Raw genomic sequence first — 21,825 nt, 5'->3', positions numbered from 1 at the left:
CTTAATAATATGTTTATATTTGAACATGTTGAGTCAAAAGCAATTATTCTTACTTAATACAGCCCAAACTTCTGATTTCCCACGCCTATTAGAAATAGAAAAAGCAGAAGGTATTTACCTCTATGATACGCAAGGAAAAGCACATATAGACCTTGTTTCTGGCTTTGCAGTAAGCAATTTAGGTCATCGCCACCCAAAAGTAATTGATGCCATCAAAAACCAGTTAGATAAATATATGCACTTAACTGTTTACGGCGAGTTTGTACAAACGCCTCAAGTTAAATTTGCTGCTCAACTAGCTACTGTTTTACCTCAGCAACTATCATCTGTTTATTTCACTAATTCTGGTGCAGAAGCCACAGAAGGCGCATTAAAACTAGCTAAAAGATTTACTAACCGAACAGAAATCATTGCATTTAATAACGCTTACCACGGAAGTACACATGGTGCTTTAAGTGTTATGGGGAACGAATATTATAAGCAAGCTTACCGTCCGTTATTACCTGATATTCATTTTATCGAGCTCAATCAGTACCAGCAAATCAACCAAATTACCACTAAAACAGCAGCTGTTATACTAGAAACCATTCAAGGTGAAGCTGGGATAAGAGTTCCTGAAACTGCATACATAAAAGCTTTAAGGGCTAAATGCGATGAAACTGGTACTTTGCTTATTTTGGATGAAATACAAACTGGCTTTGGTAGAACAGGAAAACTTTTTGCCTTTGAGCATTTCAATATAGAACCTGATATTTTATTATTGGCTAAAGGCATGGGCGGAGGTATGCCTATTGGAGCTTTTATAGCTTCAAAAGATGTTATGGATTGCATTAAAGCAAACCCTATTCTTGGTCATATTACTACTTTTGGTGGGCATCCGGTAAGTTGCGCTGCCGGCTTAGCAAGCTTAGAAACTATTTTAGAAGAAGGCTATATTCATCAAGTACAAGAAAAAGAAAACTTATTCAGACAACTCTTAAAACACCCCAAAATAAAAGAAATTAGAGGGCTAGGCTTCATGTTGGCTATCCAACTGAATAGTTTTAAACAAGTAGAGCAAGTAAGCGCAAAATGCATAGAAAAAGGCCTTATCATAGATTGGTTTTTACATTGTGATACCGCTATGAGGATTGCCCCGCCATTAATTATCACTCCTAACGAAATTAAAAAAGCTTGTGAAATAATTCTTCAAGTTATAGATGAAGTAGAAGAATAAAGCCTCAATTTTCATTTCTGGAAGCATTTTTGCAGGTATTTATCTAGATATGGAATACCTTTTAGACGCAAAAGAGTTTTTTATTGCCCGAGGGGCCGATATTGTTCTCACTATTATTAAAGCTTTATTACTTCTAGCTATTGGCTGGCAAGTTGTTAAGTTTTTATCAAGAATGTTTAAGAATATCATCATTAAAAAAGGTGTTGAACCCTCTTTACAAGTATTCTTGAGCAGTTTATTTAAAGATGCTCTTATCATCTTACTCATTTTAACAGTGCTTTCTACTTTAGGGGTAGAAATGACTTCCTTTATAGCCATTTTGGGTGCCGCTGGTTTAGCTGTAGGTTTGGCCTTACAAGGTAGCTTATCTAATTTTGCTGGCGGTATTTTAATCTTATTAATTAAGCCTTTTAAAGTTACAGATGTAATTGAAGCACAAGGCGTTATTGGTTCTGTAACAGAAATTCAGATTTTTCATACCGTTTTAAAAACATTTGACAATAAGACCATCATCATCCCAAACGGACCACTTTATAACGATGTGATTATCAATTACACCACTGAAGCAAACCGTACTGTAGAATGGCTATTTGGTATCGGCTATCAGGACGATATAGATAAGGTTAAAAATATTATTAAAGAGGTTATTTTTACTGATGAAAGAGTGTTGAATAAAGATAAACCCTATATATATGTTGGCGCTTTAGCAGATAATGCTGTTAATATAAAAGTGAGGGCTCTGGTAGAAAATAATTTATATTGGGATGTTTATCAAGATAAATTAGAAGAAATTAAGAAAGCATTTGATAAAGCAGGAATTTCTATTCCTTTCCCGCAAAGAGACCTTCATTTATACCATATGCACAAAACTTTAAAAGATTAAAGCATTTTATTTCTTTTCAACAGCCAAGCTTGAAGTGTAGGATAATAGCCTTGTGCTAAACTGGTATTTAAATAATCAATTTTGTATTGCCCACATTTTAAAGCTATTTCTTTTCGGTAATGCGCCATCCTTAGTTGGTAGGTTTCCGCATAATCTTTAGGATTCAGCTTAAATTCTTCGCCTGTTTCTACATCAATAAAGTGGTGAGGTCTGTTATCAAAATCGAAGTTTAGTTCATGTTTATCATCAGCAACATTAAAAATAATAACTTCATGTTTGTTGTATTTAAGATGTTGTAAAGCCGCAAATATGTGTTCCAAATCTTCATGATGAAGAACATTCTCAAATAAATCAGAAAACAAAACCACCATAGAACGCTTAGGGATATGATCTGCTATGGCATGTAAATTTTTAACCAATTGCGTCTTTTTTTGATGTGATTTTTGTTGTAAATATTTCTCTAGCTCGTGATAAACATATTTCTGATGTACCGGAGTAGATTTTGCCGGCGTATGTAATTCTATGTCCTCAGCGAAAACAGTTAAACCAAATGCATCTCTTTGTCTTTTTAATAAATTAATGATACAAGCGGCAGACATCACTGAAAATTGGAATTTATTTATCCCTTCCGGGGGATAAAACATAGAAGATGAAGCATCAATTAAAATTTGGCAACGCAAATTGGTTTCTTCTTCATATTTTTTAGTAAAATACTTATCTGTTCTAGCAAATAATTTCCAATCAATATGCTTAACAGAATCCCCGGGATTATACAGCCTATGCTCTGCAAATTCTACAGAAAAACCATGAAAAGGACTCTTGTGTAAACCTGTTATAAAGCCTTCTACAACTTGGTTAGCTAAAATTTCAAGGTTTCCAAAAGTTAATAAATCTTCTTGCTTTATGTCTTGAATTGCCATTTTTAAAACTAGTGCTTTTTAATAAATTAAGCGTTAATTTTTAGGATATATTTCAACAAGATAATATCAAATATATTACATCAAAAAAGTGGATAATTTTTATCTATAAAAAAGCGCATAAATAATTGATTATCAGTTATATAAAAACCAATACGAGGTTGCTTTTTATTTATCCACATTATAAGCCAAATTCGGGTAAAAAGCTTAATTTTGATTAATTACTAATTTAAATCATGAGCGAAGAAAAAGAAGACAAGTCAAATTATTCGGCAGATAATATACAGGTATTAGAAGGTTTAGAAGCCGTACGTAAGCGTCCGGCGATGTATATTGGTGATACAGGCTTTAAAGGATTGCATCACCTTGTTTATGAAGTAGTTGACAACTCTATTGATGAAGCTTTAGCAGGATATTGTTCAGATATTTATGTTACTATCCATAAAGATAATTCTATCACCGTTAAAGATAATGGTAGAGGCATTCCTACCGCTATGCACACCAAAGAGAAAAGATCGGCTCTTGAGGTTGTAATGACGGTATTACACGCAGGTGGTAAATTTGACAAAGACACCTATAAAGTTTCTGGTGGTTTACACGGAGTTGGGGTAAGTTGCGTTAACGCACTTTCTACCCATTTAAAAGCAGAAGTTCATCGTGATGGAAAAATATTTGTACAAGAATATTCTTGCGGTAAACCACAATATGATGTTAAAGAAATTGGTGTAACCAACATTACCGGAACGATAGTTACCTTTACCCCAGATGACAGCATCTTTACCCAAACAACAGAGTATAAATTTGATACTTTAGCTGGTAGGTTAAGAGAGTTAGCTTTCTTAAATAAGGGCATTAAACTTAACTTAACAGACGAAAGAGAGACTAATGAAGACGGTTCTTTCTTATCAGAACACTTCTATAGCGAGGGTGGATTAAGAGAGTTTGTTAAATATTTAGATGAAACCCGTACCCCGCTTATTCCTGATGCTATTTATATTGAAGGAGAAAAAAATGGCATCCCTGTAGAGCTTGCTTTTACTTATAATAACTCTTACAGTGAGAACGTACACTCTTATGTAAATAACATTAATACTATTGAAGGCGGTACACACGTAGCTGGTTTTAGAAGAGGTTTAACTCGTACATTAAAATCATACGCAGAAAAATCTGGTTTATTAAAAAACTTAAAAATTGAAATTACCGGAGACGATTTTAGAGAAGGCTTAACTGCTGTAATTTCTGTTAAAGTACAAGAGCCTCAATTTGAAGGACAAACCAAGACTAAACTAGGAAATAACGAGGTTACTGGCGCTGTAGATATTGCTGTAGGTGAAGCATTAGGAAACTTTTTAGAAGAGAATCCTAAAGAAGCTAAACTTATTGTAAATAAAGTAATTATTGCTGCTACTGCTAGAGCTGCCGCCCGTAAAGCCCGTGAAATGGTGCAACGTAAAAATGTTATGGGTGGTTCTGGTTTACCTGGTAAATTGGCAGATTGTGCCAACAAAGACCCCATGCTTTGCGAACTTTATTTAGTTGAGGGCGACTCTGCAGGTGGTACTGCAAAACAAGGTAGAGATAGAGATTTCCAAGCTATTCTTCCGTTAAAAGGTAAAATCCTAAACGTAGAAAAAGCTATGGAGCATAAAATCTACGAGAACGACGAGATAAAAAACATCTTTACTGCCTTGGGTGTAAGTATTGGTACTCAGGATGATGATAAAGCTTTAAATATTGAAAAATTAAGATACCATAAAGTCATCATCATGACGGATGCTGATATCGATGGTTCTCACATTACTACCCTAATTCTAACTTTCTTCTTTAGATACATGAAGAGCTTAATAGAATTTGGTAATATTTACATTGCGGCACCTCCTCTTTATCAAGTTAAAAAAGGCAAAGAGTTTGAATATTGCTGGAATGACGCACAACGTGACACCGCTATACAAAGACTAAAAGGAGCTGGTAAAGAAGATAGCGTACATGTACAACGTTATAAAGGTTTAGGTGAGATGAATGCTGAACAACTTTGGGAAACTACACTAGACCCAAAAACACGTACTTTAAAACGCGTAAGTATTGATAATGCGGCAGAAGCAGATCATATTTTCTCTATGTTAATGGGTGATGAAGTTGCGCCTCGTAGAGAGTTTATTGAGAAAAATGCTAAATACGCTAAGATAGATTTATAAAAGCCTCACCCTAAATCGCTATCCAAAAGAGAGGTACTTTTGGTAATGCTATTTGGAAATTCATTTTAAAATAGCAATAAAAAACCAGATGAAATTCATCTGGTTTTTTATTTAAAGCCAATACACAAGCTATACTTTATACTTTATACTTTATACTTTATACTTTATACTTTATACTTTATTATTAATCTCTTCTCACTTTACCAATATTAACCCCAGCAGACTGGTCATAATTATGGATTTTATAGAACATTAAATCTGCTATACTTACAGCTTTCTTTTTTGCTTCATTAGCAGTGGGGCCTTCAAAAAACTCATCTACGGTTTCCATAAATATGTTTTTCCAGCTATTAAAAGCTTCATGGGTTAAAGGTATTTTTTCATTAAGTCTGAAATGCGCATCCATAGGATTGCCTGTATAACCCGTTTCTCCTAATAAAACAGAAGCCCAAAATTTATACATGATAGGTAAATGATGCTCCCAATTAACTTTAGCAACATCATTAAAGATATGTCCTAGTTGTGGGTCTTTAACAGCCTTATCATAAAAGGTATCTACTAATAATTGAATGTCCTCTATAGCTGTAATATCTTTTTTCATAGCATTTCTATTTTAAACAAACATCAACAAAATATCAACCAGAAAAAATGATTTGTATCAGTTTGCTCTTTTTAATACTAAAGTTAAAGATTCGTAATCAATTTTAGCGTGATAATCCATTAAAATATCTCCACCTATAACACCTATTACAGGCGGCAGATTTAATTGCTCATAAGCATATTTAACTGCTGATAAGTCAAAAACTGGCGCTTCATAATCTTTAATGATGAGGCCGCCTATTTTTAATTCCGCAAAATGAGCTACGTACCTTTCCATGGTAGTAGTACCTAAACCAATAGCGTGTTGGTCTGGCATATGAATAATATCATCTACAGCTAAAGATTCAACAATTTCTTTATCAAAAGCACTTTTAGAAGCTCCGGTATCTAAAACAGCTTTAAAATTTTGCCCGTAAACAACAACTTCCACCAAAAGGTGGAAGCCGTCGCCTTGTAGATTAATAAGTTGAAGCGGTATAACAAATTCTCTAATTGAAAGAGAGTTGTTTGCTTGATTATTATTCAAATCTTATGATTTATTGTTTTAGCTTTTTACAGCTAAACCTTATTACAATTCTAAAACATTGTTCATATTACGAACCGCATCAGCGCTCTTATTAAACTCTGCTTGTTCTGCTTCAGATAAATCAAAATTTAAGATTTTCTCCCATCCGTTTTTACCTAAAACTACTGGTACAACTAATGAAATATCACTTTGTCCGTATTCGCCATTTAAAGCAACACCGCAGGAGATTAATTTTTTCTCATCACGAACGATAGATTCTACCATTGCAGCAGTTCCTGCGCCTGGTGCATACCAAGCAGAAGTTCCAATTAATTTGGTTAAAGTAGCACCACCAACCATTGTAGCAGCAACAATTTTATCTTGTTGTTCTTGACTTAAGAATTTTGTAACCGGAATACTATTCCAAGTTGCATGTTTAATTAAAGGAATCATGGTTGTATCGCCATGACCACCAATAACCACAGCGTTTAAATCTGCCGGAGAGCAACCTAACTCTTGGCTTAAATAATATTTAAAACGAGCAGAATCTAAAGCACCACCCATACCTAAAATACGCTCTTTTGGTAAACCAGAAGTTTTTAAGGTTAAATAATTCATGGTATCCATTGGGTTAGAAACCACAATGATGATGGTATTAGGAGAATATTTAAGGATATTTTCTGTTACAGATTTTACAATTCCTGCATTTGTACCAATTAACTCTTCACGGGTCATTCCGGGTTTACGTGGCAAACCAGAAGTAATAACAACAACTTCAGAATCAGCAGTAGCAGCATAATCATTGGTAACGCCTTTAATTTTGGTGTCAAAACCCAAGTATGAAGCAGTTTGCATCATATCAATAGCTTTACCTTCTGCAAAACCTTCTTTAATGTCTAATAAAATTAACTCTTCTGCTAATTCTCTTCTAGCGATATTGTCTGCACAGGTTGCACCTACTGCGCCTGCTCCTACTACCGTAATTTTCATGATTTTATATTGAAATGTTTAATTATTTAAATGTCGCCCGAAGTTAATAAAAAGCAATTCTTTTATGAAATAGATGAGCATATTATCGTCATGTTAGTGTATAATTTAGAGATAATCCTATTTTGGAATGATAGTTTAACCTCTAAATTTTCTAATTAGAAATTTCTTCCTTCGGATTGCTCTGTGTGATGTATGTGTTAAACATGCTAGGAAGTAAGGCAAAATCTTCGTCTTTTAAATACTTCCTTTATCAATATTATATTGCTGCACAATCTTTTTAACCCCTGATACTGATATTTTCTTAAGCGCATCAACATGGCTGTTGTATTTAGCGCCTAATATAGCTTTCAGATTAGCTTTAGAGATTTGCAATAAATCTTTCTTCGACTTTTTACATAAAAAAATCTGTTGGTAATAGCTACCTGAAGTATCCTTTTTTAAGAAATAAAAAGTTTTACCCTCGGCTAAATTAGCTAAAGGATTAGAAGAAGCTTTTAAACTATACCAATTAAAAGACACAAAATTCATTTTACCTTTACAGATATAGTCTTTATAAACACTAGTTCCAGCCGACAAATCATTAGCCCCATCTTTCATCCTATCAATATTGAACGGAACACGGTTAACATTTACAACAGCTAGCTTAGCTTTTTTTATACTTTTCTGTTGACTTAGAACAGGATGGGCTATAAAGCTCAAAAAGAAGAATAAGTAGATATATTTCATTTAAATTAGGTTAGTAGAACTAATTTAAAAATTATTTATAATATCTAAAATCAAAGCTTGAGTTCTTTTTGCCTAAAAAGCTACCTTCTCATCTTCCTAAACCTAAAACCACAGCCCTCAATACATTGCGGAGTTATGGTTAATACATCTCCTTCTATGGTAAAACGCATGGTGACTTCCTCTCCATTTACGCTTTTAAAAGTTATTTTTTCTTTATCTTTTAATTGATAGCTCACATAATCAAAACCGTATATGGTTTCTTTTTCAAACTTACCATCAGCTTTAAAAGATATACGTTGTATAACGGTTATCATTACATCGTTCCATTTACCACTACCATCTCCAGGATCTGCATAAATAGAAGTTAAATTCCAATCACCAATAAGGCTATCATTTTCTACTACTAATTTATCGCTACAAGCACTTAAACCAGTGATGATAATAAATAAGAGCATGAGTTTTTTCATAACATTGATTTTGAAGAACAATACGAAATTAAAATCCATACGCTACAAGCTTATTGATTTTAAAACAGAAGTTAAGATTAAAAAATTAGACCAATTAAGAAATTGACTACTCAGTAAACTTCACAACTACGTTTATGTTTGCTAACAATAACAAGTTATCAACACCTCAAAATCACACATTTTTTTTGGTAAATTTGAGCTTAGTGGAACAGAAAATCTTCTTCCACTAAACCCCTCATTAACACAAGCATATAATTACCATGTATTTAATTTTTGATACCGAAACCACTGGATTACCTAAAAGATGGGACGCCCCTATTACCGATACAGATAACTGGCCGAGGTGTATTCAAATTGCATGGCAATTGCATGATGATATGGGGAACCTCCTCTCTAATGAGGATTACTTAATTAAACCCGAAGGTTTTAATATCCCTTACGATGCTGAGAAAGTTCATGGTATTTCTACCGAACTAGCTACAGAACAAGGTTTACCTTTGGCAGATGTTTTAGTAAAATTTAATGCGGCCATTGCACAAGCTAAATTTATTGTAGGGCAAAACATCAAGTTTGATTTAAACATTATGGGTTGTGAGTTCCACCGCTTTCAAATAGCTACAGAACTTAACAGTAAACCCATTTTAGATACCTGTACAGAAGTTACCGCTAGCCTTTTACAATTGCCCGGTGGCCGAGGTGGAAAGTTTAAACTCCCTACCTTAACAGAACTTCATCAATATTTATTTCAAGTACCTTTTGGCGAAGCACATAATGCTACAGCCGATGTTGAAGCTACCACCCGATGCTTTTTTGAACTTCTTAGAAAAGATGTTTTCACAATACAAGAGCTTCAGGCTGATGAGGCTTATCTAACTCAGTTTAAAACTGCTAATCCAGAAGCTATTCGCCCTGTTGGTTTAAAACATATAAACCTAAAAGAAGCTTCAGAGGCTATTAGAAAAAGTACTCAGCAGCAAAATGACGCGATACAAACTAGCAGTGATAGTTTTGTTAGCTTAACTGATGTTGATTTCGTACATCTGCATAACCATACGCAATTTTCTATATTACAATCTACGGCATCTGTACCAGATTTGGTTAAAGCAGCTGCTAAATATAAAATGCCCGCTGTTGCCATAACAGACCACGCCAATATGATGGGGGCTTTCCATTTTGTGAGTAATGTTTTAAACCACAATAAAGCCGCTGAAGCAAAAAATAAAGCTGCCTTAGAAAATGGTGAAGCACCTACAGAAACCATCATAAAACCTATTGTAGGTTGCGAGTTTTTTGTTTGCGATAACCATAAAGACAAAAGCAGAAAAGACAATGGCTACCAAGTGGTATTTTTGGCTAAGAATAAAAAAGGCTATCACAACCTAGCAAAAATGTCTTCTATCGCTTATACCAGCGGTTTTTACTATGTACCTAGGATAGATAGACAAATTATAGAACAGTATAAAGAAGATATAATTGTACTTTCTGGAAACCTGTATGGCGAGATACCAAGTAAGGTTTTAAACATGGGCGAAAACCAAGCCGAAGAAGCTTTAATATGGTGGAAAAAAACCTTTGGAGATGATTTTTATATCGAGCTGATGCGCCACAATCAGGAAGATGAAAATCGGGTAAACCAAACTTTATTAAGCTTGGCTAGAAAACATCAGGTTAAACTTATCGCCACCAATAACACCTATTACATCAATAAAGAAGATGCCCATCCGCATGATATTTTATTGTGCGTTAAGGATGGCGAGAAATTTTCTACACCAAAAGGACGCGGACGAGGTTTCCGTTATGCCCTACCAAATGACGAGTATTATTTCAAAGCTGCCGATGAGATGAAAAAGCTATTTTCGGATGTTCCGGAAGCTATCATCAATATCTCTGAAGTGATTGATAAAGTAGAAACTTACTCGCTTTACCGCGATGTTTTGCTTCCTAAATTTGATATTCCGGAAGAGTTTTTAGTACCAGAAGACGAAGCTGATGGTGGTAAAAGAGGTGAGAATAAATACCTTGCTCATTTAACTTATGTAGGGGCAGCTAAACGTTACGAGGAAATTACTCCAGAAATTAAAGAGCGTTTAGATTTTGAGCTTAAGACCATTGAAAATACCGGTTACCCGGGATATTTCTTAATTGTTCAGGATTTTATCGCCAAAGCTAGAGAAATGGATGTTTCTGTAGGCCCAGGAAGGGGTTCTGCGGCGGGCTCGGCAGTAGCCTATTGTTTAGGTATCACCAACATAGACCCTATTGCTTACGATTTACTTTTTGAGCGTTTCTTAAATCCAGATAGGGTTTCCATGCCCGATATTGATATCGACTTTGATGATGAAGGTCGTGGTAGAGTAATGGATTATGTTATTAAAAAATATGGTGCCAGCCAAGTAGCTCAAATCATCACTTATGGTACTATGGCGGCAAAATCGTCTATCAGAGATACTGCCCGTGTGCTAGATTTACCGCTTTTTGAGGCTGATAAAATTGCTAAACTTATCCCTAATCTAAAGCTGAATAAGATTTTCAATATGGATGAGCAAGCGCTTAGGAGTGCGCTACGCTCTGAGGAGATGGAAAACGTTCAGCAATTGATTGCCCTAGCAAACGGAGATGATTTAGGTGCAGAAACCATAAAACAGGCACAAGTTTTAGAAGGTTCTTTAAGAAATACCGGTATACATGCTTGCGGGGTTATTATTACACCTAGCGATATCACCAACTTTGTTCCTGTTGCTACAGCCAAAGACTCTGATTTATATGTTACCCAATTTGACAACTCGGTAGTAGAAAGCGCTGGTCTGTTAAAAATGGACTTCTTGGGTCTTAAAACGCTTACGCTGATCAAAGATACCGTTAAGCTGGTTAAACATAGGTTGGATATAGATTTAGACCCTGATACTTTCCCTATTGATGATTTAAAAACTTATGAACTTTTCCAACGTGGTGAAACGGTAGGTATATTCCAGTACGAGTCAAGCGGAATGCAAAAGTACATGAAAGAGCTAAAGCCTACAGTTTTTGGTGATTTAATAGCCATGAATGCGCTTTACAGACCGGGACCACTAGAGTATATTCCAAGTTTTATCAGAAGAAAAAATGGTGAGGAAGAAATAAAATACGATTTAGATGCTTGCGAAGAGTATCTAAAAGAAACCTATGGTATTACCGTATACCAAGAGCAGGTAATGCTTCTTTCGCAAAAACTTGCAGATTTTACCAAAGGTGAAGCCGACGTTTTACGTAAGGCCATGGGTAAAAAGCAAAAAGATGTTTTGGATAAAATGAAACCTAAATTTGTGCAGCAAGCAGCAGAAAAAGGTCATGATCCTAAAACATTAGAAAAAATATGGAAAGATTGGGAAGCTTTTGCAAGTTATGCTTTTAACAAATCTCATTCTACTTGCTACGCTTGGATTGCTTACCAAACTGCATATTTAAAAGCCCACTACCCTGCCGAGTATATGGCTGCTGTACTATCAAACAACATGAATGATATTAAGCAAGTTACTTTCTTTATGGAAGAATGTAAACGTATGGGCTTGGTAGTTTTAGGTCCTGATGTTAATGAATCTTATTACAAATTTACCGTAAACGACCAATACGCCATCCGTTTTGGTATGGGTGCCATTAAAGGTGTTGGAGCTGGTGCAGTAGAAACCATTGTAGAAAACCGTAAAACAGGCAAATACAAATCAATTTTTGATTTTGCCAAACGTATTGATTTAAGAGCTGCTAACAAGAAAGCGCTTGAAAATTTGGTTTTAGCAGGCGGATTTGATTGTTTTGAAAATACTCATAGAGCTCAATATTTTTATGATGATGGTGATGGATCATCGCCACTTGAAAAGGCTATTAAATATGGTGCTAAGCATAAAGAGAATGAAAATTCTTCTCAAGGAAGTTTATTTGGAGGCTCTAGCAATGTAGAAATAGCAGAACCTAGCTTATCTCCTTGCGAAGAATGGGGCGCCATGGAAAAACTGGCCAAAGAAAAGGAAGTGGTAGGTATTTACATCTCTGGACATCCTTTAGATGAATATAAATTGGTTTTAAACAAATATTGTTCTAGCGGCAACCTTACCGTTTTTAACGAAATTGAAAAAGGTGCCGATTTCCAATTTAAAGTTGGTGGTATCGTAACCTCTATCAGACACATGACCACCAAAGACGGCAGAGGCTGGGGAATTTTTAAATTGGAAGGATATGATGATGCTTATGAATTTACCATTTACAGAGATGAATATCTAAAATTTAAACACCATTTAATCGTAAACAACTACCTCTATATTAAAGGTAATGTTGGCTATTTTTCTAACCCAGATGGATCTAAAAGAGCAAAAATATCTTATACAGATTTTACCGATTTAAGAGATGTTCTGGAAAAGCAATCAACCAAAATAGATATCAGTGTAGATATTAGTGAGATAAGTGATGATTTTATTCACAATTTAAATCAAGTGATATCAAACCATAGTGGTTCTAAAAAATTGAGCTTTGTTATTTTGGATAAAAAAGACCGTTTGAAAGTTGATATGCAGAGCAAGACCAAACAAATAAACATTTGTAAAGAGCTTTTAAGCCAGCTTGATGAGTTGGAAGTAGATTATGTTTTGAATTAAGAGAGAGATGGAAGGGTTTGATCATTTAGGACCCTTCATTTTTAATAACTAACTGTCAAACTTTATATTTCTAAAATTTATAATCCCGTTCTCTGATGTTTCATAATCATCAGGACCATCATAAATCACTCGTGTAGACGCCATATCTTGTCCAACAATTTTTCTTAGATAATTAAGATTATTTAAAAAATCTCTTGTAAAAGCTTTAGCCGATTTAATCTCATAAGCATGAAGTTGCAAACCTTTTTCTTCTATTAAGTCAATTTCATGTTGGGATTTATCTCTATAAAAATATAGGTTAGGTAATTTACCTTTATTAAATCTATTTTTTATAAACTCTAATACCACTAAATTTTCAAAAATAGCACCACGTAAAGGATGAACATCCAAATGTTGCTCGTTTTCTATACCTAACAAAAAGCAAGCTAATGCTGTATCATAAAATATACTTTAGGAGATTTAACTAATCTTTTACCAATGTTTCTAAAGAAAGGCGGCAACCTAAATAACACGTAAGAGGCCTCTAAAGTATTTAGCCACTCTTGTATTGTAGGTACAGACACACCTATCTCATTAGATAATGAAGAAGCATTAAACTCCGAGCCTATCCTGCCTGCACATAACTTCATAAAAACTTGAAAACGATTAATATCTTTAATATTCAATAATTGTCTTACATCTCTTTCTATATAAGTATTGTAATAGTTTTGTGTTACATCGTTTGCCGGAATTCCTTTAGCCCAAACAGCTGGATACCCTCCATTAAAGAGTAAAGTGTTGGTATTGGTATTTCTATGTTGGCCAATTTCATTTAGCGATAATGGCAACAATGTAAGTATGGCCGCTCTACCTGCTAATGATTGAGTAACGCCTTGTAATAAAGCAAAATTACTACTACCAGTTAACACATATTTAGCCTTTTCATTTTCATCCACAATAACCTGCAAATAAGAAAATAACTCTGGGATATGTTGAGCTTCATCTATAATTAATCCGCCAAGATGCTCCTCTAAAAAAGCTTTTGGTGCTACCATCACTTGCTCTCTGGTGGTAGGATTTTCCAGATTGATGTAATGATATTTTGGAAACTGATGCTTACACAAGGAAGTCTTTCCAGACTGACGAGGACCTGTAACCACTATGATACTATATAATTTTGATAATCGATTTAACTCGCTATCTAATGCTCTTAATATAAATTCTTTTGATGAATCGGCCATTTTTAAAGTGTTACTTTAAATATGTCCAAATATAGAAATATTTTAATCCAATTACAAATAACTTAAAATTTATAACGTATAAAATAATATATAAAAAACTATAAACTAGTCATTTATAAAATAATAGACAGATTTAAAGTTATACTTTAAATCTGTCTAAAAAATATGTAAGTATCCTTAAAAAGGATATCCAATAGCTAAATTAAAAACCAAATTCTCTCTGCGCCACTCTCTATTACCAAAATCTATCTGGTTTAAAACCCAACGTTCGCCATCGGGTAAATAAGGTTTTCGGATAGGAAACGCTAAATCTCCTCTCAAAATCAAAAACGATAAATCAAAACGTAAACCTACGCCTGTTCCAACAGCTAGCTCTTTCATGAAATCTTTTGATAAAACTGCTCCTGGTCGGTTGGGGTCTTCATTAGCCATCCAAATATTTCCTGCATCTATAAAAGCAGCTCCTTCTACAATAGAAAATAATTTGGCTCTATATTCTGCATTCAACTCTAACTTAAAATCTCCAGATTGGTCTGGTAAGAAGCTATCCTCATCAACATTGTAACGGAAAGTACCCGGACCTAAAGAGCGAGCTCTAAATGCCCTGATGCTATTTGTACCACCAGAAAAAAACTGCTTGATGAAAGGTAAAGAGCTTGAATTTCCGTAAGGCAAACCCGCCCCGATAATGATTCTACTAGCTATTCTATTTCTATCATTTAGCCTTAGGTAATACCTAAAATCATGCTCGGTTTTAGCAAACTCGCTGTAAGGAACATTTAAAATAGTAGCTGTATCACCTCTTTTTACATTTCCATTTTTAATTAAGCCTGTAATCGTTGCCGATAAATCTATAGAGCCCTTGTAATAAAAAGTATGTGTCTTATTGGTTTCTGTGGTATTGGTAAAGGTAAAACTATAAGTTGGACCAAAAATTAATTGCTTTTCTATAACCCTTGCTAATGAAGGTATACTATCAATTTGACGCCTATATAAATCAGAAACATTAAAAGAATTCACATAAGTAACATCAATAAGATTAAGTTGGTGTTCTTTACGAATTTCTTCTTTCCATAAATAGCCAAAAGAGCCTTTAAAAGTGTTTAAAGAATATAATTTTACTCTGTTTTGAAACTCGTAGCCCAAAGTTGCTCTCGTTTTGGGCACAAAAGCACTAGTACCTTTAATGTTAAAAGGTGTAATAAAACGTGGCCAAATTAAGCTCGCATCAGCACCAAAGCGGTAAACATTAAAGCCTTTGTTTTGTCCTGATACTTGCGTTTCTACTCCTCCAAAACCGGTAATGGTTAACTGCTCTGCTCCTTTAAAAGTATTTCTATTGCTCCAATTGATATTAACCTCTGTTCCAGTATAGTTGGCAGAATTTGTTTTCCCCAACAATTCAAAACGGATAGATTTTTTCTCTCTAGGCGTTAAATAGTAATAGGCATCTAAAACGTTTTGGATAGAATCTGTTTCTTTAAATTGATTTTTAACAAACCTAAAAACCCCTAAATTAACCAACCTGTTGAGCGACAAATTATGGTCTGTACGGTTATAAACATCACCCTTATGGAAAAATAAAGTACGGTCAAAAACCTGAGGTTTAAAAAGTGGTTCGCCATCATCAATAATCTTAAAATCTTTATAAACAACTGCCGAATCTCTATTTAATCTTCTCTCTTTTCTTAAAGAATAATCTGGATAGATGAAAATATCATTAATAGTGTAAACCTGTTTAGCGTTTGCCGGAGTTTCTTTCTTGACCTCTAAAAACAAATCTACCTGCTGGTTTCCAACGGTACTATCTACTTTAACAATCAGATAATCTGGCCCGAAATAATAAAAACCTTTTTCTTTTAAACGAACATCTATACGCTCACGCTCTGCTTTAATTTTATCCAAATCGTAAGCCTCAGTGGCTTTTAAAAATGTATTGGCTTCTGTTTCTTTAATGGCTTTGGTTATTACCGATGAATCTTGCGGAAAGACAACCTTCCTTATTTTATACTGCTTTTTGGTTTGCACCGAGTATTGGGCTTTTACTTTTCGGTTTCTTTCGGTAGAATCAGCAGTTGTTTCTGCTAAAAAATATCCTTTATTTTCTAAACGGTTTTGGATAATGGAAGCGTTATAATCTAAATCTACCTGACTCATCAATACCGGAGGCTCGCCAACTTTATTTTTAAGCCAGTTTCTTAAACCTTTTTGTTTTTTGGGAGTTCCGGCTATGTTGTAAAAAAATAGTTTAGGTCTTAAACCTAAAATTTTCGAGTTTGGCCTTGGCCTTAAAACGCCTTCTAACTCAGATGTTAAGCTTTTACGCTCGCTTTTGGTAGTTTCTTTATCTGTAATGTTAACTTCTGCTCCAACGTAAAGCTGCTCGCCCTTAGGCAAATACTTGATATTACTGCAAGCAGACATCAAGAAAGAAAGCATAAAAACTATCAAATATCTCTTCATCATCTTGAATTATTTCTTCTTCGTGGCGATTTAGATTTCTCAAAAATCTCTTTAAACTGGTTATAATCCATCGTTAAAATAAAACCTAAACCAGTTTCTATAACCTGCCCCTGTATAGCCATTTGGTATTGATTTTTACGATATGCTCTTAACAGATAACGTCCGTCTTTAGAAAGCTGATAATCAGCAGCAATATCACCAGCAATATTATTGGTTTGGCGGTTTGCCTGTTGAGGACCTTCTAAACCAAAATTGCTGCCAATGGTAACTTTAAGCCTATCGTTTAATAACCTTTTAGACAGGCCTACATTTAAATCGGTACGGTTTTCTCGCTGTCCGGTGGTATAATCATCTGTTGCTTCCAAATCAAAATTTAACTCAACACCACCAAGCAAATCACCGGCAAGGTTGTTCAACTGTTCTGATAAAATTTTACTTACGCTTTGTCTGGCTATTGATTCCACTCCGCCAGAACCAGCTTCGCTTGCAAAAGGATTTTCGCCCACAAATCTGTTTAACAATAACAATGCAAAAACCTGTTTATTAAGTTCTGATGGCTGCTGCCTTAACTGCTCTAAACGAGTTCTTGAATTGCTGATGATATCTTGAGAAACATTATAATTTCCTTCTGGAAGCACAATATCAAAGCTAATTTCTGGCTTTAGTAACTCGCCATCCATATTGAGCAATACTTGGAAAGGAATTTCTTGCTTGTAGGTATTACGTACTGCGGCAGATTGCCCTCCTAATTGATTATCCAATAAATCTAGAGGAGCTGTTTCTGTTTCATAAATAGCGGTGATATCTACATTAGCGGTGGTCGGCTCGCCTGTCCAAACTAAAGAACTGCCTTCTTTAATGGTAAACACTCTTCTAATAAAATTGAAAGACATTTCATAACTACCTTCTTTTAACTCGTATTTCCCGGTAAGGCTTATTTTACCCGATGGATCCATGCCTCCAGTAAGCTCTGCTTCGCCTTTAAGTTTTACAAAATCGCCATTTCCTTTATCAATTATCATGGTAAGTTCTGCTTCTGGGTCTACCTCTATATTCATAGAAACATCCATACCAGTAACATCACTTTGGTTTAGCGAATCTGGCAAAGCAAAAGTTTCTGCCAATTGCGGATTATCCTGGTCTATAAATTCTACAATACCTTCCCTATCGGCTATACCCGGGTCTGATTGCGGTAAAACAATGGTAAACCTGGTATCTTTATTGATTTTTAGTGTTCCTTCTACCTCTGGTTGATTTAAATCACCACGAATTCTTAATCGGGTATTTAAAAATAAATCGCCATAATAAAGCTCATTATCTTTAGCTGTGGAGCTAACCGCTTTGAAATTATTGGCATTTACATCCACATTAAATCTATAATCCTGATAATTGCTTGTATAAATTGCTCCGTTTACAGTGAGTTTATTATTGGCCGAGTCTGATAAACTAAATCTGTTGAAATTGATACCTTCTGGGGTAAAAGATATTTTATCATTTAGCAATTGGAAATAAGAATTTAAAGGCGCTACCCTAAAAGCTCCGTTGTTAAACTGTAAATCGCCAATAACTTTTGGTGCTGTGGCTGTACCAGATATTTTAAAATCGCCTGTTAAATAACCGCTACTCTCTTTTAAATTACCAAAAGTAAAACCTTCTATACTTTTAAGATTTAGCTTTGCTATAGCTAAATCCATATCAAAACTACTGTTATTGGTACGGTAGAGACCATCTAATTTAACATCATTCCCTTGCCCTGTTATGGCCACCTGTGCGGCAAAAGTATTGGCTTGTTGGTTATTAACTTTTAGGCTGATGTTTCCTAAAGTATCTGTCCTGAAATTGAAGTTTTGAATAGCTAAATCTGAGGTAAAGGAGAAATCCCGATCTAAATCTTTCAATAAAACTTCGCCATCTAGGGTTCCGCCAATTAACAAAGAATCTTTCTCGATGATACTGGTTAAGGTTTCTATTTTAAAATTATCAAAAGTAACCGTCATGGGTGCATTTAAACCCCTTGTTTCTGATTGTATTTTAATAGATTGAGATTGGTTACGAAGCTCGAAATTATTAGCATAAATACCACTTTCGCCAAAACTTAAAAGGTTATTTTCATTAATCTGCCACCTTTCGTAATTAAGCTTTAACCCTTCTAAAGCCAGTTTAAACTCGGTATCGCTTTTAATGGCCTGCATGGTTCCGGCAATTAAATAGCGTTCTTTATCTTGTATATCTTTAACCTGCAAACGGTAATTGATGATATTTTTAGCAATATTTCCGCTTAATGCGGTATAAGGAAGCAAGAACTGACTGCTTTTCACTTCATCAATAATAAAGCTATAAGCCAAACTATCATTTCTTGGCGCAACATTTAAAACTGCGTTGGTGATGATATTTGAACCATAAATTACCTTAGGGATATTGGCTTTCATTAAAATAGTATCGCCTTCGCTATTGTAGCGACCGTTTATTTGGATAGGCTCTATCCGGGTTAAACCCGCAACAAATGCTATTAATACCGGATGATTTTGAACCGATAATTGATAAGCAAAATATTGAGGCTTAACAGGCTCTTTTTCTACACCTTGGCTGGTATCATAATACTTAGCTATGGTATTAGTTAAGGCTGTAGCTAGTTGCGTAAACTGATATTTACCTTTAATACTTCCATTTAAAAAAGGAGATTTGATATCTAAAGAATTTTGAGATGCTGAGGCTTTCGAGATGATATTGATAGAATCTAAAGGAAAACGCTCTGTTTCTGTTGCAACAAGCATATTATTGACAGATATTTTCCCATTCAAATAATCAGGGTCTAGCGTTGCTATATCGGCATCTATTTTACCTCTAAATTTTAAGCTTCCTTTATACAGATTTAAAGCTCCAAAATTGGCGCTATCTATATTGGTTTTTAAAGATAAACTTGGATACTGCTGATTAAAACTTCCTTTGGCTATCAAATCAAAATCAAGGTTTTTATCATCCATATTGGCTGTAGCCTGATATACTCCTGCCTTAATATTTCCTTTAACATCTAAATCCCGATAATTGTAACCATTGTATTGAGCTTTTAAAACCTGTGCTTTTACACCGGCAACCATCGTTTTAGGATCTAAACCCAAACCACTTACTTGGGCCTTTAAACTTATCCTGCCGATAGAATCATTTTTAATCAATTGCCCTACATGGAAATCTTTTACCTCTACCGTAGCTTGGTAACGTTCTTTATTTTTAAAGCGTTGGTCATAATGAGCTTTTACATGAGCATCTCCTAAGCTACTTTTTAGAAACAACTGCGTATTAAAATTATTTATGGCTCCTTTAAAAAATCCATTTAATGATAAACGTTGAGGGATTTGAATATTAGCCGGTAAAGTACCTTTAGGAATAAAGCTATTGATGTCTTTTGCGCTGGTGCTAAATTGGCTGATATTAAGATCAAAAAATGCCTTTTCAACGTTTGGAAGTCCTTTTATTCTTCCATTGGCAACTATATTGGTACTTCCAATTCCAATAAGTTCTAGTTTAGGGATATTTAGATTATCTAACCTCCCTTTTACAGTGCTATTTACCCTTAATATAGCATTAGGGTTTCCTTTAAATGGAGGATTTTGAGCTAAATCTGGTGCAAACAGTAAAACATCAGCGAAAGCGATACTACTTTTATTTAGCGATGCTTCTATATACAATTCATTTAAATTCTTTGATAAACTTGCAATAGATGGATAAGCGATTTTAATCTCATCTTTAATAAGTGATTTTGGTGTTTTGATGTATAAATCCTCTAAATAAGCAAACCTTGGCCCGTAAAAAAACGATGTTCTAAAATCCTGAATGTTTAAACCGCTTTTATCTGCAACTTTTAAACTTGCTATTTTACCAGAAATGGTATCGGTGCTATAATAAATATCATCTGCATTTAGCAAGAGGCCTTTTAAATCAAGATGCATATAATCTATACCTCTTTCTAAAGGCTTGCTATTAAAATCATCAAACTTAAAATCAACTTGTGCTATAGCCACTTCTTGCAAGCCAACTTTCCAACCTGGCTGAGGGCTTTTTTTTGTAGTATCTGTAGCTGGTTTAGTACTTATTTTACCTAAGGCTAAACTTCCTTTGGTTTGCTTTAGAACTAATTTCTCTATGTTAATGAGCTGCTTTTGAAAATCAAGTTTGTTAAAAACTACGTTTAGTTTACCCAAATCTAAAAAGGTTTTTAAGCTGCTGCCTTCATTGTTATAATTGATTTTTATGGCAGAAAAATCTATTTCTTCTAACTTTAATTTTAACGATGGAGTGTTTGCTGCCGCTTCAACAGTTTCTTGGGTATTCTTTACCAGTTCTTCTACAATGCCTTGTTTTAGGTTTAAATTTAAACCGTTTAGGGTAATTTTTGGGATATCAAAATCTAAGCTATCTAAATCAAATTTCTTGATTTTTGTATCAAAATGATGCAGGTAAACCTTAAGCTTATTTTTAGTGATAGCATCATCAAACCTTACGTTTATTTTATCGAGGTTAATTTTTGCTATTGAAAATTTCATGGTAGCGCTGGTATCTTGCGGTATTGGCTCTTTGGCCTGCTGCGCTGCAAATGCCTTAATGATATAATCAAAATTAAAAACCGAATCTTGATTTCTTTTTACATGAGCCGTTATGCCTTCTAAAGCAATACTATTAATTTCTAGCTTATTGTCTAGTAATTTAAACAAACTAATGTCTACAGCCAGTTTATCCCCAGCTAGTAAAGTATCTTTCTCTTGACTTTGAAAGTAAACACCACGCAGCACAATCTTCTTAGGTAAGCCAATTTCTAGCTTCGCAATACGAACAGGCGTTTTTATTTTCCCTTCCAGATAGCTTACTACTTCATTTTTCACTACGTTTTGTATAGCAGGAACTTGAATAAGAACCACTATAAGCAGAAATAAAGTAATAATACCGGCAAAAATCCAGAGAATTGTTTTTAAAAAAAGTGATAGGTATTTGTTCAAAAAAAATTAAAATTTTATGCTCAATCT

Annotated in this window: 12 protein-coding genes and 1 pseudogene; 4 read left to right on the top strand and 9 right to left on the bottom strand. The window is 34.5% G+C overall.

Annotated elements, in window-relative coordinates:
• Positions 1-25 precede the first annotated feature (25 nt).
• Both FYC62_RS01680 and FYC62_RS01675 read left to right on the top strand, forming a co-directional pair.
• Positions 26-1,216 (top strand): aspartate aminotransferase family protein, encoded by a 1,191-nt coding sequence (locus tag FYC62_RS01680; protein WP_149073688.1) that lies wholly within the window; start codon positions 26-28, stop codon positions 1,214-1,216.
• A 49-nt stretch (positions 1,217-1,265) separates the two neighbouring features.
• The gene (locus FYC62_RS01675; RefSeq protein WP_039450316.1) at positions 1,266-2,099 is read left to right on the top strand and encodes a mechanosensitive ion channel family protein; all 834 of its coding nucleotides are present in this window, start codon (positions 1,266-1,268) and stop codon (positions 2,097-2,099) included.
• Here the strand turns inward: FYC62_RS01675 and FYC62_RS01670 are convergent.
• Positions 2,096-3,019: a DUF58 domain-containing protein gene (locus tag FYC62_RS01670; RefSeq protein WP_149073687.1), complete on the bottom strand. Its 924-nt coding sequence runs from the start codon at positions 3,017-3,019 to the stop codon at positions 2,096-2,098. The genes FYC62_RS01675 and FYC62_RS01670 overlap by 4 nt on opposite strands.
• A 233-nt stretch (positions 3,020-3,252) precedes the next feature.
• Here FYC62_RS01670 and gyrB point away from each other — a divergent pair, with 233 nt between their 5' ends.
• Positions 3,253-5,211, top strand: coding sequence for a DNA topoisomerase (ATP-hydrolyzing) subunit B (gene gyrB / locus FYC62_RS01665; protein WP_149073686.1), 1,959 nt, complete (start codon positions 3,253-3,255; stop codon positions 5,209-5,211).
• Between the two features lie 184 nt (positions 5,212-5,395).
• Here gyrB and FYC62_RS01660 read toward each other — a convergent pair whose 3' ends face one another.
• From FYC62_RS01660 to FYC62_RS01640, 5 genes are all read right to left on the bottom strand, one after another.
• Positions 5,396-5,812 (bottom strand): group III truncated hemoglobin, encoded by a 417-nt coding sequence (locus FYC62_RS01660; RefSeq protein WP_149073685.1) that lies wholly within the window; start codon positions 5,810-5,812, stop codon positions 5,396-5,398.
• 57 nt (positions 5,813-5,869) lie between these two features.
• The gene (locus FYC62_RS01655) at positions 5,870-6,337 is read right to left on the bottom strand and encodes an aspartyl protease family protein (protein WP_240534782.1); all 468 of its coding nucleotides are present in this window, start codon (positions 6,335-6,337) and stop codon (positions 5,870-5,872) included.
• Between the two features lie 42 nt (positions 6,338-6,379).
• Entirely contained in the window at positions 6,380-7,306 is a 927-nt protein-coding gene (mdh, locus tag FYC62_RS01650) for a malate dehydrogenase (RefSeq protein WP_149073684.1), read from the bottom strand.
• A 234-nt stretch (positions 7,307-7,540) separates the two neighbouring features.
• Positions 7,541-8,032, bottom strand: coding sequence for a hypothetical protein (locus FYC62_RS01645; RefSeq protein ID WP_149073683.1), 492 nt, complete (start codon positions 8,030-8,032; stop codon positions 7,541-7,543).
• An 80-nt stretch (positions 8,033-8,112) separates the two neighbouring features.
• Complete coding sequence (locus tag FYC62_RS01640; RefSeq protein ID WP_149073682.1) at positions 8,113-8,499, bottom strand: hypothetical protein; 387 nt, start codon at positions 8,497-8,499, stop codon at positions 8,113-8,115.
• A gap of 260 nt (positions 8,500-8,759) precedes the next feature.
• On the opposite strand from FYC62_RS01640, the gene dnaE reads away from it, so the two are divergent.
• The gene (gene dnaE / locus FYC62_RS01635) at positions 8,760-13,124 is read left to right on the top strand and encodes a DNA polymerase III subunit alpha (RefSeq protein ID WP_149073681.1); all 4,365 of its coding nucleotides are present in this window, start codon (positions 8,760-8,762) and stop codon (positions 13,122-13,124) included.
• 48 nt (positions 13,125-13,172) lie between these two features.
• Here the strand turns inward: dnaE and FYC62_RS01625 are convergent.
• The 3 genes and pseudogenes from FYC62_RS01625 to FYC62_RS01615 form a co-directional block, all read right to left on the bottom strand.
• A pseudogene (locus tag FYC62_RS01625) lies at positions 13,173-14,344 on the bottom strand (ATP-binding protein).
• 177 nt (positions 14,345-14,521) lie between these two features.
• On the bottom strand, positions 14,522-16,810 hold the full coding sequence (tamL, locus tag FYC62_RS01620) for a translocation and assembly module lipoprotein TamL (RefSeq protein WP_240534781.1): 2,289 nt from the start codon (positions 16,808-16,810) through the stop codon (positions 14,522-14,524).
• Entirely contained in the window at positions 16,807-21,798 is a 4,992-nt protein-coding gene (locus FYC62_RS01615; RefSeq protein WP_149073678.1) for a translocation/assembly module TamB, read from the bottom strand. The genes tamL and FYC62_RS01615 overlap by 4 nt, the downstream gene beginning before the upstream one ends.
• Between the last annotated feature and the right edge of the window lie 27 nt (positions 21,799-21,825).

Source organism: Pedobacter aquae, assembly GCF_008195825.1.
Taxonomy (GTDB): domain Bacteria; phylum Bacteroidota; class Bacteroidia; order Sphingobacteriales; family Sphingobacteriaceae; genus Pseudopedobacter; species Pseudopedobacter aquae.
This window is presented reverse-complemented; position numbering and strand designations above follow the sequence as displayed.